Source organism: Actinoplanes sp. NPDC051537, from assembly GCF_055586105.1.
On the sequence record NZ_JBVJIU010000001.1, the window covers coordinates 178,421 to 192,951 of the forward strand.

At 70.9% G+C, this 14,531-nt stretch carries 16 protein-coding genes; 12 read left to right on the forward strand and 4 right to left on the reverse strand.

The window, feature by feature from the left end:
• Positions 1–22 precede the first annotated feature (22 nt).
• Complete coding sequence (locus ACZ6TB_RS00805) at positions 23–1,498, reverse strand: alpha/beta hydrolase (RefSeq protein WP_465549098.1); 1,476 nt, start codon at positions 1,496–1,498, stop codon at positions 23–25.
• A 109-nt stretch (positions 1,499–1,607) separates the two neighbouring features.
• Here ACZ6TB_RS00805 and ACZ6TB_RS00810 point away from each other — a divergent pair, with 109 nt between their 5' ends.
• Positions 1,608–2,033: a PPOX class F420-dependent oxidoreductase gene (locus ACZ6TB_RS00810; protein WP_465549100.1), complete on the forward strand. Its 426-nt coding sequence runs from the start codon at positions 1,608–1,610 to the stop codon at positions 2,031–2,033.
• Positions 2,034–2,062: 29 nt separating this feature from the next.
• Here ACZ6TB_RS00810 and ACZ6TB_RS00815 read toward each other — a convergent pair whose 3' ends face one another.
• Genes ACZ6TB_RS00815 through ACZ6TB_RS00825 form a run of 3 tightly spaced genes read right to left on the reverse strand, consistent with a single transcriptional unit; the run spans position 2,063 to position 7,247 of the window.
• Entirely contained in the window at positions 2,063–3,694 is a 1,632-nt protein-coding gene (locus tag ACZ6TB_RS00815) for a DUF2380 domain-containing protein (protein WP_465549102.1), read from the reverse strand.
• 23 nt (positions 3,695–3,717) lie between these two features.
• Positions 3,718–6,912 carry a hypothetical protein gene (locus tag ACZ6TB_RS00820; protein ID WP_465549103.1) on the reverse strand — a complete coding sequence of 1,065 codons (3,195 nt, stop codon included), beginning with the start codon at positions 6,910–6,912 and terminating at the stop codon, positions 3,718–3,720.
• A gap of 2 nt (positions 6,913–6,914) precedes the next feature.
• A complete protein-coding gene (locus tag ACZ6TB_RS00825; protein WP_465549105.1) occupies positions 6,915–7,247 on the reverse strand; it encodes a hypothetical protein in 333 nt (110 codons plus the stop codon).
• A 215-nt stretch (positions 7,248–7,462) separates the two neighbouring features.
• Here ACZ6TB_RS00825 and ACZ6TB_RS00830 point away from each other — a divergent pair, with 215 nt between their 5' ends.
• The 11 genes from ACZ6TB_RS00830 (at position 7,463) to ACZ6TB_RS00880 (ending at position 14,531) form a co-directional block, all read left to right on the forward strand.
• Positions 7,463–8,104, forward strand: a complete 642-nt coding sequence (locus tag ACZ6TB_RS00830; RefSeq protein ID WP_465549107.1) for a LuxR C-terminal-related transcriptional regulator — start codon at positions 7,463–7,465, stop codon at positions 8,102–8,104.
• Between the two features lie 96 nt (positions 8,105–8,200).
• Positions 8,201–8,539: a hypothetical protein gene (locus tag ACZ6TB_RS00835; protein WP_465549109.1), complete on the forward strand. Its 339-nt coding sequence runs from the start codon at positions 8,201–8,203 to the stop codon at positions 8,537–8,539.
• Positions 8,536–9,369 (forward strand): hypothetical protein, encoded by an 834-nt coding sequence (locus tag ACZ6TB_RS00840; RefSeq protein WP_465549110.1) that lies wholly within the window; start codon positions 8,536–8,538, stop codon positions 9,367–9,369. Before ACZ6TB_RS00835 ends, ACZ6TB_RS00840 begins: the two co-directional genes overlap by 4 nt.
• 20 nt (positions 9,370–9,389) lie before the next feature.
• Entirely contained in the window at positions 9,390–9,575 is a 186-nt protein-coding gene (locus ACZ6TB_RS00845; protein WP_465549112.1) for a hypothetical protein, read from the forward strand.
• A 19-nt stretch (positions 9,576–9,594) separates the two neighbouring features.
• Entirely contained in the window at positions 9,595–10,761 is a 1,167-nt protein-coding gene (locus tag ACZ6TB_RS00850) for a hypothetical protein (protein WP_465549114.1), read from the forward strand.
• A gap of 11 nt (positions 10,762–10,772) precedes the next feature.
• Positions 10,773–11,162, forward strand: a complete 390-nt coding sequence (locus tag ACZ6TB_RS00855) for a hypothetical protein (protein WP_465549116.1) — start codon at positions 10,773–10,775, stop codon at positions 11,160–11,162.
• Between the two features lie 2 nt (positions 11,163–11,164).
• On the forward strand, positions 11,165–11,698 hold the full coding sequence (locus tag ACZ6TB_RS00860; protein ID WP_465549118.1) for a hypothetical protein: 534 nt from the start codon (positions 11,165–11,167) through the stop codon (positions 11,696–11,698).
• The gene (locus ACZ6TB_RS00865; protein WP_465549120.1) at positions 11,695–12,075 is read left to right on the forward strand and encodes a hypothetical protein; all 381 of its coding nucleotides are present in this window, start codon (positions 11,695–11,697) and stop codon (positions 12,073–12,075) included. Before ACZ6TB_RS00860 ends, ACZ6TB_RS00865 begins: the two co-directional genes overlap by 4 nt.
• Positions 12,063–13,763 carry a hypothetical protein gene (locus tag ACZ6TB_RS00870; protein ID WP_465549122.1) on the forward strand — a complete coding sequence of 567 codons (1,701 nt, stop codon included), beginning with the start codon at positions 12,063–12,065 and terminating at the stop codon, positions 13,761–13,763. The genes ACZ6TB_RS00865 and ACZ6TB_RS00870 overlap by 13 nt, the downstream gene beginning before the upstream one ends.
• Positions 13,760–14,083 (forward strand): hypothetical protein, encoded by a 324-nt coding sequence (locus ACZ6TB_RS00875; RefSeq protein ID WP_465549124.1) that lies wholly within the window; start codon positions 13,760–13,762, stop codon positions 14,081–14,083. Before ACZ6TB_RS00870 ends, ACZ6TB_RS00875 begins: the two co-directional genes overlap by 4 nt.
• A gap of 16 nt (positions 14,084–14,099) precedes the next feature.
• Positions 14,100–14,531 (forward strand): hypothetical protein, encoded by a 432-nt coding sequence (locus tag ACZ6TB_RS00880; protein ID WP_465549126.1) that lies wholly within the window; start codon positions 14,100–14,102, stop codon positions 14,529–14,531.

The window sequence follows — 14,531 nt, forward strand, 5'->3', positions numbered from 1 at the left end:
CGCGCCGGGGTCTCTCGGTGGGTCAGTCGGTACAGACCTGCTCGGGCCCGGGAAGGACGCGGTCGATCAGGTACCGGTCGACGGCCGCCCGGCTGCAGGGCGAGACCAGGTACGAGGTGTGGCCGTCACCGACCCGGGTCAGCACCCGGCTGCCGCGGATCTGACCGGCGAGGACGTGCGCCCACTTGTAGGTGGTGTTCGCGTCGTGGGTGGCGTTGATGATCAGCACCGGCGGCGCACCCTGCACGTCGAGCGTGCGGGACGGGTTGGACGGCGGCACCGGCCAGCCGATGCAGTGGTTGACCAGCCAGCTCTGGCTTCCGCCGCGCAGGTGCGGCGCCAGCTGCCGGCCCAGCTCGACGCGGCGCTGCATGTCGGCGAAGGTGCGCACCTCCACCGCGTAGTCCTGGCAGGCGACTGCGAGCGCGCCGAAGGCCGGATTGCCGGGCGTCTGCAGTGGCGGGGCGGCGAAGGCGGACGCGTCGCCGGCGATGGCGTCGCGGATCGCGGCGCCCAGCGAGACCCAGCCGCCGTCCGGGTCGAAGACGGTCGGCTTCTTGAACTCCAGGAAGCTCGGGGTGGAGAGACGGATGTCCTCGCCGGTGACCGGGTGATCCGCGCCGGCCACCGGGATCGGGGTGGCGTCGGCGCGGGCCACCAGCGCGTCGTAGGCTCCGGCCACGTCCTGTCCGGTCATCGGACAGGCCGGCGTCGTCCGGCACCACTCGGCGAACCGGTTGAACGCGTCCTCGACGGTGCTGATCTCGTCGGCCAGCAGCGCCACACTCGACTCACTGTGGTCCAGCGCGGCATCGAGCACCATCGCCCGTACGCGGTGCGGGAAGAGCTGCGCGTAGTTGGCCCCGATCTGGGTGCCGTAGGACAGGCCCAGCCAGTTGAACGCCGGCTCGCCGAGCGCGATCCGGACCGCCTCGTGGTCGCGGGCGACGCTGACGGTGTCCACGTGACCGAGCAGCGGCCCGGTCTCCGCGAGGCAACCCCGGCCCAGCTCCCGGTTCTGCCGAACCATCTCGGCGAACTGCCCCTCGGTGCGGGGGAACAGGGTGTAGGGGGGACGGACGGCCGGGACCCGGCAGGACACCGGGGTGCTGCCGGCGACGCCGCGCGGGTCCACGCCGACGATGTCGAAGCGGGACACGAGCGCGGCCGAGAAGATCCGGTCGGCCTCGAGCGCGATCTGGGCGCCCCCGCCGCCGGGCCCGCCGGGGTTGACGAACAGCGCGCCGATCCGGTGCGCCCGGTCGGTGGCCGGGTGCCGGGCGAGAGCCAAGGTGATCTGGTCGCCCCGGGGCCGGGCCCAATCCAGCGGGACGCGCACGGTGCCGCATTGGACCGCGGGCCGCTCCGGGCATGGCTGCCAACTGACGTGGTACGTGCTCGCCGATGTCGTCGAGGACGCGGCGGACCCGCCCGGCGCGGCAGCGGCGGCGGCCGCGAGGGCGAGGACGAGGGTGCTCCGAACCAGGTAAGTGTTCATGGTATTCACGCTGGCAGCTCGCGGGCCGCCGGATAAGGCGGGCTACTGGCCGGTCCGGAGGACGGTTTTCTGGTGTCCGTCCGGCGCCGGCGGTCGTTAGGATCGCGCGATGCGACGAATGTCCATCGATGAGTTGCGGGCCTTTCTGACCGCCGGGACCCGCACCGCGAAGATCGCCACGGTGGCGGCCGACGGCCATCCGCATGTCGTGCCGGTGTGGTTCGTGCTGGACGGGGGCGACCTGGTGATCACCACCGCGAGCGGCAGCGCGAAGGCTCGCCACCTGGCCGCCGATCCGCGGGTGTCGATCGTCGTCGACGACGAGCGGCCGCCGTTCGCGTTCGTTCACCTGCGGGCCACCGCGACGCTGCATCCGAATCCGGATGATCTGCTGGAGTGGACCACCCGGGTGGCCCGCCGCTACGCGGGCGACGACGCGGCGGAGGAAGTGGGCCGCCGCTACGCCGAGTTCGACGATCTGATCATCCGGGTGCCGATCGCGAGCGCGGTCGGCTATGCCGAGGTGGTCGGCTGATTCGTCAGGCCGGCAAGGGGTCCGTGACGTCAGCGATAGGGAACGAAGTGTGGGGAGATGTGGTAGTCGCGCATCCGCCTCGCCACGATGTTGAGGATCTCGTTGGGTCGAAGGCGACGGCCGGCGGCGGCTTCGGCGGCTCGCAACTCTCTCATGATCATGCTGTTCCACTCCCCGGTCCAGGTCCGGCCGAGGCGCCAGTCCCCGCCGCCGTGGATCGCCTGGTGCTCGCCCACGTCCAGCTCGACGGTGAACTCGTCGATATCCAGATCGCCGCGCATGCCCCGCTCCTCGAAGAACCGGCGTTCTTCCTGGGGCATCACGTGATGCCGGGGCCGATTCGCCATTCCGGCGCCGGTCGTGCCGGTCACATGCATGCCGCCCGCCTCCGGCCCTTCACCGATCAGGTCCGTGAGCGCCTGCGGGACATCCACCCCGACCGCCAGCGATGTCCCGAACGCGGCCGACACGGTCTCGGTGCTGATCGCACCGATCGCGACCAGCCGGCGCAGCGCGGCGATCTGCTCCGCGCTGATCGTGATCGCCGCCGCCCCCGACCCGCCGCCGACGAACGCCGGCAGCATGCCGCCGCCCCGGAAGGACAGTGTCCACCCGGCGGCCTGCTCCCCCGCGAGCCCCATCTCCGGAGCGCTCAGGAGCGCCGAGAGGAGGATCAGCGCGGCCTCGAGCTGCCACGGCAGCTGCGGGATCTTGAAGGTCGGGGTGAACCGCTTGATGTAGGCCTGGAGGTCGCCGAACAGGGCCTGCGTGGCCGCGGCCGACGATTCCGCAACCGCTTCGAGGTACTCGATGTCGAGCTTGGCCAACGACGCCAGATCGGGTTCGATCCTCGCCCGCGCACTCTCCACCGGCTGGGCCAGGACGGCGGGATCCATCAACGGCGCGCCGTAGCGAATGCCGATCGCGGTCTGCAGGAAGTACAGGAACGGGCGCAGCGCCGAGAACCCCAGCATCACCGACGAGATGCGCACCCCCGCCTGGCGAAGCAGCTCGATCGCGACGTCGTGTTCCGTCTCGCGCGAGAGCTGGATCATCGCCATGGCGGCGGACAAGGCGTCGAGCATCCAGGCCAACTGGTCGTCGACGAACTTCAGCGGATCCTGCCGCCACGCCCGCGGCTGGGGTTGCCACGGGTTCACCCAGGTCACACTGGTGAATTCGGCCTTCAGATGAGGAAGGACATCGACGACGTGCTTGATCTCGGACGAGGCCGACTTGACCAGTTCGACGAGGCTCCTGCGGATCAGGGCCGGGCTCCGGTAGCCGCGGCGATCCGCGTCGGCGGCGAGCATCCGCAAGTTGGTGCCCGCAACCTGGTACTCGATGCTGTCGGCCTTGAGTTCCGCGCGGCGTAGCTCCAGGAGGGTGATGTCCCGCTCGAGCTCGGCGTCGGTGAGGTTTCGCGCATAGTCCGGCCTGATCGACTGGGTCGTCACATTGCCGCCGGCGTACCGGGGAACCGCGGTCGGCCCGCCGCCGGGCCCGCCGCCGGGCCCGCCGCTCGGCCCGCCGGTGCCCGAGTGGAGCGTGCGGTGCGCCGCGTCGAGCTGCGCGCCGACCCGCCGGGCGACGGCGTCCTCCAGACGCGACAAGTCCTCGTCCGTCGGCCGGCCCACCACGCGGATCCGGATCGGGATCACGCAGTCGGGCCGGCGATCGGGGATCACGGGACTTCCTGACCGGCCCGCAACCGGATCACCTTGGAGGTGTCCTCGGCGGTGATCACGAAGAGAATGTCGGGGTTGAGCTCGCTCAGCCGCACCAGCACCCCGGCGCGTTCGCTTTCGCCGAGCCCGGCCGCGCAGGCCGAGCAGACCTCCTGGTCCACGTGCATCCACACGGTTCCGCCACTGGCCGCGGAGCGGTCCTCGGGCGACAGCGCGCCGAGCCGGTCGTGGATCTGCTGGCCGATCGCCTGCTCGGCATGGCCGTGTGCCTTCTGGATCTGGATGGACTCCGGCGGGCGGACCGGGTGCCCGGGTTCGTACGTACCGAACGCGTACGGGGACGCCCCTTCGAACACGTCCCCGTGGAACGCCGGGATGTCGGAGACGGCCACCGCGATCGTGCCCGGGTGACGGCGTAGTTCCTTGCTCGTCGGAACGAGGACGAACTCCCCGGCCCGGGTCCGGACGGTCTCCGGTTGCGCCGGGTCGGCCGGCTCGAGTCGCGGATCGGGTTCCTCCAGCAGCCCCTGCGCCCGGAGCCGCTCCTGCTCGGCCCGGCGCCGCGACCGCTGCGCCTCGACGCGGTCGCGGCGGCGGGCGAGTTCGGTCCGGAGTCGCTGCTGAATCGCCGGATCGATGGGCCGGGCGGGCGCGTACGGGCGCCGGGCGCCGCCGAACCGCCGGTTCAGCATGCCGGTCGCCACCGGGTCACCCTGGGCCTCCCAGGCGAGCAACCGGTCATCGCTCAGATTCTGGTAACCGTTGAGAACGTCGGCGGCCTCTTTGTCCGTACGCGCCGCCTGCTGGAGTTCTTTGAGGGTGCGCCAGCGCGGCGGGCTTGCGTCGCCGGTACGCGCCAGCGGCTCGCCCCACCGCCCGAGCATCTCGTTCAGCCGCCCGAGTTCACCGAGCCCCTTGATGCCGCCGCCGACCGAGACGGCGACCATCGTCCCGCCGAAGACGGCCTTGGCGAAGATGCCGTTGACCCTCGCCTCGCGCTCGCGCAGCCACCGCTGGTGACCCTCCGCCGCCCCGTAGACACGCTGATAGTTCTCGAGCGACTCCTGATCGAACTCGGCGTCGACCGTCTGCATCTCCTGCCAGGTGCTGTACCCCAGGATCAGGGCGTTGGCCGCGTCGGTGCCGAGCTGGGTGATCAGCAGCGCCCGTTGGACGCGCAGCAGCTTGCCGAGCCCCGCGACGGTCTCCGGGAGTAGTTCCTCGGCCGAGTTGAGCGCGCGCGCGAGTGCCGAGGTGCGGGTGCCCGCGGTCAGCGCGCCGACCTGGACGAGCGCGCCGGCGATGGCGGCGAGGTCGGCGAACGTCTCGGTGTCCCACTCGAAGTCGTTGTGCGCCACCCGATCGGCGATGTTGCCCGCCGAGATGGCGGCGCCGGCCACGCCGACGACGACAAGCACCGGAGCCAGTACGGGGAACACGATCGCCCCCGGCAGCGCGAGCAGGCCCACCACCTGGACGCCGAGCGTGAACCACTCCCAGGCGTCCTTCTGCCAGCTGTCCGTCTCGATGACGAAGTCCTTCGTGCCGGGCAGGTTGGCCGGCACCGGAATCCCGCGCCGGGTCAGGTCGTCCCGGGTGACCCGGGCCAGGATCTGTCCCGGTGGATAGGTCCGCCGGACGCTGGTCTCGGAGTCGTGGAACGCCGCCTCGAGCCCCTCCAGCAGGGTCCTCCCCTGACCGCGGTACGTCCGGTACGAGGCCGGGTAGGTGAGGTCGATGACCGACCAGTGATAGGGCTTGTCGACCCACTCCCCCTCCATCCCCGAGCCGTCCTCCACCGGCTCCCACACCATCGCCGATCGCAGCTCGAACGCGAGGAACAGCGATACCGGCCGGGTCTGCGACGTCCGGCGCTCCATGAAGATCGCGTGGATGGGGAAGGCGTCGATCGGCGACCGGTCCGCCGGGTACAGCTGGCGGCGGAGCTTCTCGATCACCTTCTCGAGGTAACTGATCTTCGCCTCGTTCTTCGGCGATCTCGCCCGCTCCGCCCGCAACTCGTCCTCGAACTGCGTCACCAGCGCGGCGCCGGAGCTCGCCCACGCCTGGTCGCGGCGGCCCTGCGGATCCGGCCCGATCTTCTTCTGCCGGCGCTCCATGGCTTCGAGCTGCAACGACATCAACTGCCCGCGCTGGAAGACTTTCTCCGGCCGGGAGTCGGTGCCCGGACGGCCGGAGATGTCCGCCCGTGGCGCGGTGACGGTGCAGCTGACCCGATAGGTTCCGGGCCGCTTCCAGGTGTACCGGATGCTTCGCCGGTCCTGGCCACCGGCCTCGTACACGACTTCCGGCTCGGCCCGTGGCCCTTTGCCCTGCCGGCTGATCTCCCAGTGGAACCAGGGCGCGATGCCGAAGGAGGCGAAATCGTCCACCGACAGCGGCCGCCCGTATTCGTCGACCTGCCACAGGCTGGTGAATGCGGTGTACACACTCTCAGCGCCGGTCGCGAGCGGCGACGCGGTGTTCGCCGCGTGGATCCGGGCGAGCAGCCGGTACCGCCACGGCACCGGCTGGGAATGGGGGACGTGCAGGGGATCCACCGCGAAGGCGACGGTGAGGTCGAGGTGGCTCGGGTTCGCGAGCGGGATCCGCCCGGGCCGGTCGTGGCGCATGAGCACGCCTTCGCCGTCCGGCGAGAAGATCACCGTGTAGAAACCCGGGTCGAGTCCCAGGGGCACGCGCTGCTCGTCCTCCGTGACCCCGCGGCGCAGCGTCTTCGGCAACTTGTACAGGTAGATCGAGTCGAACACCTCTCGCGCGCCGTCGCTGCGGACGTAGTACACGTTCGGCCGGCTCGCGCCGGCGAACAGCCCGTACATCCCGTAGAAGATGCCGGGGCGTGGAGTCCCGCCGGTGGCGGGAAACGCGTACCGGATCGCGTTGCGAAGTTCCTCGCTCGACGTGAACGCCTCCGTGCCGATGTTCGCGGTGACCGGGACCGCGACCGGGTCACCGCCCTCGTCGAAGCTCGGCAGCACCCAGACGCCCCCCTGGGGGTCGGATCCCCACCCGGTGAACGCCGTTCCCGCCCGCTCGGCCGGTGACGGCGGCGGCGATGCGGCCGCCGCGAGCGCCCGCCGCACCCCGGCTTCCACCGCGAGCTCCACCCGCCGCCGGAGGTCCGCGTCCTCGGGACCGGTCCACCGGACGATGCCGGGCCTGCTCGCCATGCTCAGCCCGCGCCGCGCAACGCGGTGTTCAGCTCGTCGAACACGTGCTTGGCGACGGCCTGGAGGTGCTCCTCGGACAACTCGCCGACGATCTCCACCTCGACCGGGAACGACCAGCTGACCGGCTGGTCGGCACCGCCCGCGGCGAACGGGGAGACGACGGCCCGGCTGCCGGGGGCCGGCACGATGTGCTCGCCCTCGTGGACGAGCGCGATCCCGGTGCGGTCGACCCGGCCCCCGAACCGGAAGCCGGGCACGACGGCCAGGCCGCCGATCTCGTCCGTGGTCTCGTCGCCGCCGCCCGGCTGGTCGAAGTCGTCGAACGCGTCCGTCATCCCCGCCCCCTCACGTCGCGTGTCCCGCAGTGTGCGCCGGGCGCCGGCGCGGCCGGAATAGATCCGCGGATCCAGATTCGGTCCATGCGGAGGGCCCCGGCGGTGACCGGGAGGGATCCAGGCGGCCATGTCAGGTGGGGGACTTTGCCGACCACCGGGCCGCCGGCCCGCCGCAGAATGGGGTGACCAGCAGCGACCCGAGAGGAGTGACCGGCATGACAGGCGACGGCGCTCCCCGGACCCAGGTCTTCATCATCTCGACCACGCGGATCTACCGGGAGGGACTCTCCCACGTCCTCACCTCGGATCCGGCCGTCGAGGTGGTCGGCACCGCCTCCGACGTGGACGAGGCGGCGGCACAGTTGGTGACGACGCGGCCGGACGTCACGCTGTTCGACCTGACCGGCGGAGCAGGCTTGGCGGACGTACGGCGGCTGGCTCATCGCGACGGCCAGAAGGTCGTGGTCCTCGGTCTCTCCGGCGACGTGGAGCAGATCCTGTCCTGCGCCGAGGCCGGCATCGCGGGATACGTCACTCGCGACGACTCCCTCGCGCATCTGGTCGCCACCGTGTGTGCCGCCGCGTGTGGTGAGTTCGCCTGCCCGCCGCACATCGCGGGCGGCTTGCTCCGGCGGTTGGGCACGCTCGGCGGGGAGACGGCACCTCCGGTCGACCAGCCCCATCTGACCGGCCGTGAACAGGAAGTCGTCCGGCTCATCGGTCTCGGGTTGTCGAACAAGGAGATCGCCCGGCGGCTGGGCATCCAGCTGGCCACGGTGAAGAACCACGTGCACAACATCCTGGACAAGGCCGGGGTACGCCGGCGCGCCGACGCCGCGTTGACGCTCCGGGCCTGAACCTCTCGTCTAGCCCTCGCCTGAACCGAACCTGGCCCCGCGCGATCCATTCCGCCGGCGGCCGGCAGGCCGGATGCTGCAACGCAGGGGGCATCCATGAGCCGTACGAAAGTAGCCATCGCCGATCTTCCCGCGCTGGCGGTCGATGTCATCACGCGCATCGTCGAGGCGCAGGACGACATGACGCTGGTGGGCGAGGTCCCCGCGGCCGATGTCGCGCTCGTCGCGTCGCTGGGCACCTCGGCGGCGATCCTGCACCGATGCCCCTGGCTCCGGCTGATCGCCGTCGACGTCGACGGCCGTGACTGGTTCCTGGAGATCCGGCGACTCGGCGACGACGCCGGGTCGGCGTGGCCGCAGCGGCTGCTCGACGCGATCCGGAACAACGCCACGGCCTCGCCGCGTTCCGGTGAACCCCGCGAGGACCCCCCATGAGCGCGTTCGTCGACACGGTGATGCTCAGCCTCAGCGATCCGGCGCGGCTGCGGGACCTGGTGTCGCCGCCGACCGACACCTCGCATCAGCGGATCAGGCAACTCTTCGGCGCGGTGTACGCCCTGCCGTCCGCGGTCCTGCACGAGGTCACCCAGGTCGACGTGGTGACCAGCGACTTCCAGAGACCGCTGTTCCCACCCCGCCGCCTGGCCGGCACCTGGACCCAGACGACGCCGAGCCCGGTACGCACCGATGTCCTGTACGAGAGCTCGGATCCCACCACGCCGGAGTGGCTGGATGTCGCGGCCCAGCTGGCGGTGACCGTCGTCCTCGAAGTCGACACCGGGGAGATCGAATCCATTCAGGTCGCCGACATCGGCGACTTCACCACCCTGGCCGAGTTCGAGGCGCAGTTCCGCTACTTCGACCTCGCCGCCTTCATGGCCGAGCACCACATCACCAGCGTCGACGAGCTGCGGCGCGCCTACCGCTACCTGCTCAGCCGGATCCGGATGAAAGAGCCGGGCGCCTTCGACCCCGGCGATCCGGCCCACCAGCACCGGTTCGAGCTCAACGTGGCCGTGCTGATCCGTGACGGCATCGATGTCACGGCCTGCCTGCGCGCTGCCCGGCTGGCTCGCGAGGTCGCCGAGCGCGGTCTCGCGTACCGGCGGAGTGTCGACCACGCGGACGTCCGCATGCCGTACGCACCGCTGCTGATCCTGCCCGCCGAGGCGGTCGCCGCCACCGGATTCACCGAGGACGACCTGGCCGCGTTCTTTGCCCGCCAGGACGTCCTGGCGGTGTTCGTGACCCCCGACCATCCATGACCCGCGAAGGAGACCCAGCGATGCCGACAAGGTCACGGCGTTCCGGCGGCGAGCAGCAACCGGCGGAGGACGCCGGCCCGGGTGCGCAGACCGGACAGCCGGAAGCCGCCTCGGGTGAGCAGCCGGCCGCCGGCGCGGCCCGGCCGCCGCTCAGCCACCGCGAACAGGAGCGGCTGCGCCGCAAGCTACGCGAGAAGTTCCACTGACGCAGGAAGGAGAACCCCCGTGGCCGTCAGATATGTACGCGTCAATCCCGTCACCGACCTGTTTTCCCCGGTGATCCGAGCCACCGGCAACGTCGCCGTCATCGGCGCCGCGGCGCAGGGGGTGGACAACCTACCGGTGCAGGTCACCAGTCCGTCCGATGCGGCCGACAAGTTCGGCCCGGCGACCGTGCCGGACCCGGCCGTACCGGGAGCGACCAAACCGAACTCGGCGCTGACCGCCGCGCTGCGCCTGCTGTTCGAGCAGACCCCCGGACCGGCCCAGGTCTGGGGGGTCAAGGCAGCCGGCCAGGCCACCGGCGCGGTCGCCGATCCGACCGCGGCGCTCGCCGCGGTCGAGGGCCTGGACGTGCAGTTCGTCGTGGTCGCCAACACGAGGCTGGACGGCGCCAGCGGGGCTGCCGACGGCGCCATCGGCAAGCTTGCCGCGCACGTCGTCAGCGTCTCCAACGCCGGCGGCGACGGCAAGGAGCGGATGGGCGTCGCGATGCTGGCCGGCGGGGTCGCCGACGCCACCGTCGTGACGGGCAAGGCGGCACTGGTCAGCGACCGGATGATCTACGTCGCGCACAAGAGCGACCAGGATGCCGGGGCGGCCGTCGCCGGCACCGTGGCCGGCTATCCCCCACACGTCTCGATGGTGCTCAAACCGGTGTCGATCAACAGCGACCCGTTCACCTCGGCGGAGATCGACGCCATCAACGGCTCGGAGACCTTCGACAGCGGCCCGGCCGGCAACGGCATCAACTGGCTGGTGGACCCGGCCCTCATCGCCGGCGGCGGGATCCACCTCGGCGAGGGTTACACCGGCAACCCGGGGGCCAAGAAGTACATCGACGTGCAACGGACCATCGACGACTGCTCGTTCAAGCTCAAGGCCCGCCTGATCCGCTCGATCGGCGACCTGCGGATCAGCCGTTCCGGTCTGCGGTCACTGATCGTGCAGATGGACGCGGTCCTCGACCCGCTGGTCTCCGACGGGGTCATCGAGGACTACGAGGTGACCATCCCCGTGCTCGACCTGCTGGACGCCGATCCGTCGTCGTTGACCGCCGCGCAGCTGCAGGTCATCCAGGACGCGCAGACCGATCGGGTCGCCGAGGTGCTGGTCGCGATCGACTACGCCGGCGCCATCCAGCGCATTGCCATCACCATGAAGTTCGAGTAGAGGGGGCCGCGATGCCCGACTGGAACACGCGCCTGGAGATCCGCCTCGGATCGACGGTGATCGCGCCGATCTCTCAGTTCACGCCGACCTTCAACGTCCCGCACACGGTCATCCACTCCATCGAGGCGGACAACGTCGGGTACGTCCGGCAGCCGCAGACGTTCACCTTCACGATGACCGTCCAGGCCATCGGCACGGCGGTGGCCGACCTCACCGAACTCGCCATCCAGGGCAAGGAGTTCGAGATCACCGTCGCGGAGAAGCAGGGCACCGACTGGACGTTCAAGGCGCTCAAGTTCGGCCGCTGCATGATCACCTCGGCCAACCCGAGCAATGTCGTCATCGACGGCGCGCCCACCGCCAGCTTCAACTGCATGTCGCTTCGCCCGAGGATCGACTAGCCGTGGCCGGCGACCTGGCACCGGCCCGGCAGCCGAACCAGCCGGTGCTGATCGGCCCGGTGCCGCTGCTGTACGTGCAGAGCCTGAGCGTGACGGAGGGCTACCAGATCGAGCGGATCGCGGGAAGCCGGTTCTCCCAGGCCCTCGCGCCGACGGTTAAGACGATCGCGATCGACGCGATGCTGATCGGCCCGGACCGGCTGCGGCTGAAGAAGGAGCTCGAGGCGCTGGCCCTCGTGTCGCGGGTGCTGGTGGCCGCCACCGCCGCGGCGCTGGGCGTCACCGGCATACCGGTGGTGTCCGGGCTCACCGTCAGCCTCGACATGCAGATCACCGACCTGCGGTTCAACCAGAGCGCACAGAAGCGGGAGACCGTGGAGGTGAGTCTCACCTTGCGGCATGTGCCGCGCTCCACCCGGACCGCGGTGCTGGGCGAGGTCGCGGACCTTGCGCTCGCGGCGGGCATCCCCCTGTCGGCCGCGCCGCGGGTGCTCAGTTCGGTCCCCCGCATACCGAGGGTTCCGTTACCGCTGTGACCAGCTTTCGCTACGCCTACCTGCAACTGCCGGTGAACGCCGATGAAGGGTTCCCGCAGTCGTTTCGCATGACCGTCGGAAATGGGGGGTACCTGGTCGTGTTCTCGGTGAACGTGACCGACGAGCGGCTGCTCGCGACGGACGAGCCGCTGCGGCTGCCGGCGCCCGGCGCGTTTCTCGTCATGGCGGTGACCCGCGACCGGCCGGGCGAGCCCGAGGTGGTGTTCCGCCGCAAGATCGCCTGCGGGCTGGAGTACGGGGCCGCGGAACTCGCATTCCTGTTCACCGAGGTCACGGTTCATCCGCGAAATCTGAATGCCGGCGGCGCCTTCGGCTCACGAGTCACGGCGGGGGTGGCGACGCGATGGGCTTTGTGATCTGGTTCCAGCTCGAGGTCGCCGGCGCCGGACCGGGCGGGCTGCTGCCGCTGCGGGTCTCCAACGATGTGTTCAGCGGTGACTACATAGTCGACGCCGACATTCGCGTCGACCTGGTGTCCGGGGCGGCCGCGAGTACCTTCTCCGCGGTGCTGGCGAACCTGCCGGCGGAGGTCGCCGACACGCTCAAGGACCGGCATCGGGAGGCTCTGGCCGGCACCACGGCCCCGCTGGAGGCAACGATCGCGCTGGGGTACTTCGACGACCCCGGCAGCCACGTCAACCCGGTGCTCCGCGGGGTGATCACCTCCGTACGAACGTCGATCACCCCGGACGGACTGCTGGCCACCGAGCTGCGCGGCTGCGAGTCGGCCGGATACCGGCTGCTCAAGACGTCGGTGCCGGCCGGTCAGCCCGGCACCCGCTCGCTGGACCAGTTCGTCGCCGCGATCGCCGGGGCGGCCGCCGTGCAGGTGATCGCCGGACGGCTGCGCGACGTCACCAACTTCACGGTGCGCAACAGCAACGGCCTCGAGGCACTCCGCGCCGTGGCCGAGGCCGGGCAGGCCCCGCTGGTCATCCGGGACGGGACGGTATTCATCGGTCAGGCCGTCGGCGCGAACGGCACGGTGGCGTTCCGGTCGGCCGACAACATCGTCAGCCTCGACCGCCGGCAGGACGAGCCGGACGAGGCGGTGCCGTCCCCGCCGGCCGGTCCTCCTGGCCTCACCCCCGCGCTACGCGCACGCACCAGCCTCGACCTGGTGACGCTCGGCGATCCCGACGTCCGGGTGGGCCACGTCGCGGTGCTGGAGACCGACGATCCGGGCGACGCTCTGCCCGGACCGCTGCGGGTGGAGCACGCCCGGCACGTGTTCAGCACGCGCCGGGGGTACACGTGCGAGGTCACCGTGGTGGCGGCCGGTCCGGGCGAACGGGCCCGGCGGCCGACCGGGGTGTCCGGCGTGGTGGACCGTTTGCGCGATCTGGCGGAAACCGTGCACGACCAGCGGCCGGCGTTCGATGTCGGTGAGATAGCCGGTTACGACGACGGGGGTGGCGGCCGGCACCTGGCGACGTTGCGGTACGGCCAGTCACCGCCGCCCGACGCGGTGGCGCCCAGCGTCGAGGTGCCCGTCGACCGGGAACCGTTGCTGCATGCCAAGCCGCTGGTCGCGCCGTTCGCGTTCCACAAGTGCGGGCTCGTCGTGCCGGTGCTGCCCGGCATGCGGGCGGTGCTCGCCCACAACCGGGGGCTGGTCAACGACGCGGTGGTGGCCGGCTTCCTCTGGGCCGAGCAGCCGAAGATGCAGCCGCCCAAGAACGTGGCCGGCGACTGGTGGCTCTGCCTGCCCACCGAACTGGACGGCCAGGGTCTGCCGACCGGCAAAGGGGTCAACGATCTGACCGACGCCACCGGGTCACGGGTCATCCAGGCGAAGGGCCTGCGGATCACCATCGGTGCGGGCACGCTGCCGGAGGTCGGCGAACGACCGCAGGTCCCCGGCGACCTGGCCGCTCGCCTCGTCATCGAGCACGAGAGCGGCGCCGCGATCACGGTGGGCGACGACGGCGCGGTGACCGTGGACACCGCGGGCAAGGACATCACCCTCAAGAGCGGGGACGCGTCGATCACCTTGAGCGGCGGCACCATCACGCTGCACGGAACGACCGTGGAGGTGACATGAGCGACGCCGTGCTCACGGCCGCGGCCGAGGTGAAGTGTCCGCACGGCGGCGTCGTGCAGATCGTGGCGAGCCAGCGGAAGCTCCTCGTCGCGGGTAGCCCCGTGCTGGTCGAGGGCGACCTCGACCACAAATCGATCCTGAAATGCGTACCCCCGTCGGGTCCCGCCTGCCAGACCGTGCAGCAGACGACCGGCGGAGGCGCGGCCTCGTTGCGGGTCGGCGGAAAGCCGGTGCTGCTGGAGACCGTGACGGGCACGACCGACACGGGGGCGCCGTGGAAGGTCCGGTCGCCGGGCCAGACGACGTTGATGGCGAGTTGATGATCGGGGTGAAGACATGGTCGGTCCCAGTGCCCTCGGGCGCAGCCTGAGGCTCGCCGACGGCGATCTAGTCATGGCCGGACGGGTGGTCGGCACGGACGGCGGCGCGAGCACGGTTCGCACCCTGGAGGAGATCAGTGGCGTGCCGAACCTGGCCCAGGCGCTCACTCTGCGGGTGCTCACGCCGTTCGGCACCGACATGTTCAACACCGCGTACGGCTTCGACGCGGGTGATGTGTTCACCCGCGATGCCACCGTCCGCACCGCCCGCGACCTCGTTCAGCTCAACCTGGTCCGGGCCCTCGGCACCGACCCGCGGGTGCGTGAGATCCGGGACGTCAGCTTCGTCGAGCCATCCCCCCGGAGCCGCCGGAACTGGCAGGTGGTCGTCACGATCGTCACCGTGGACGACGGTCAGCACAGCCTCACCATCGCCCTGGGGAACTGA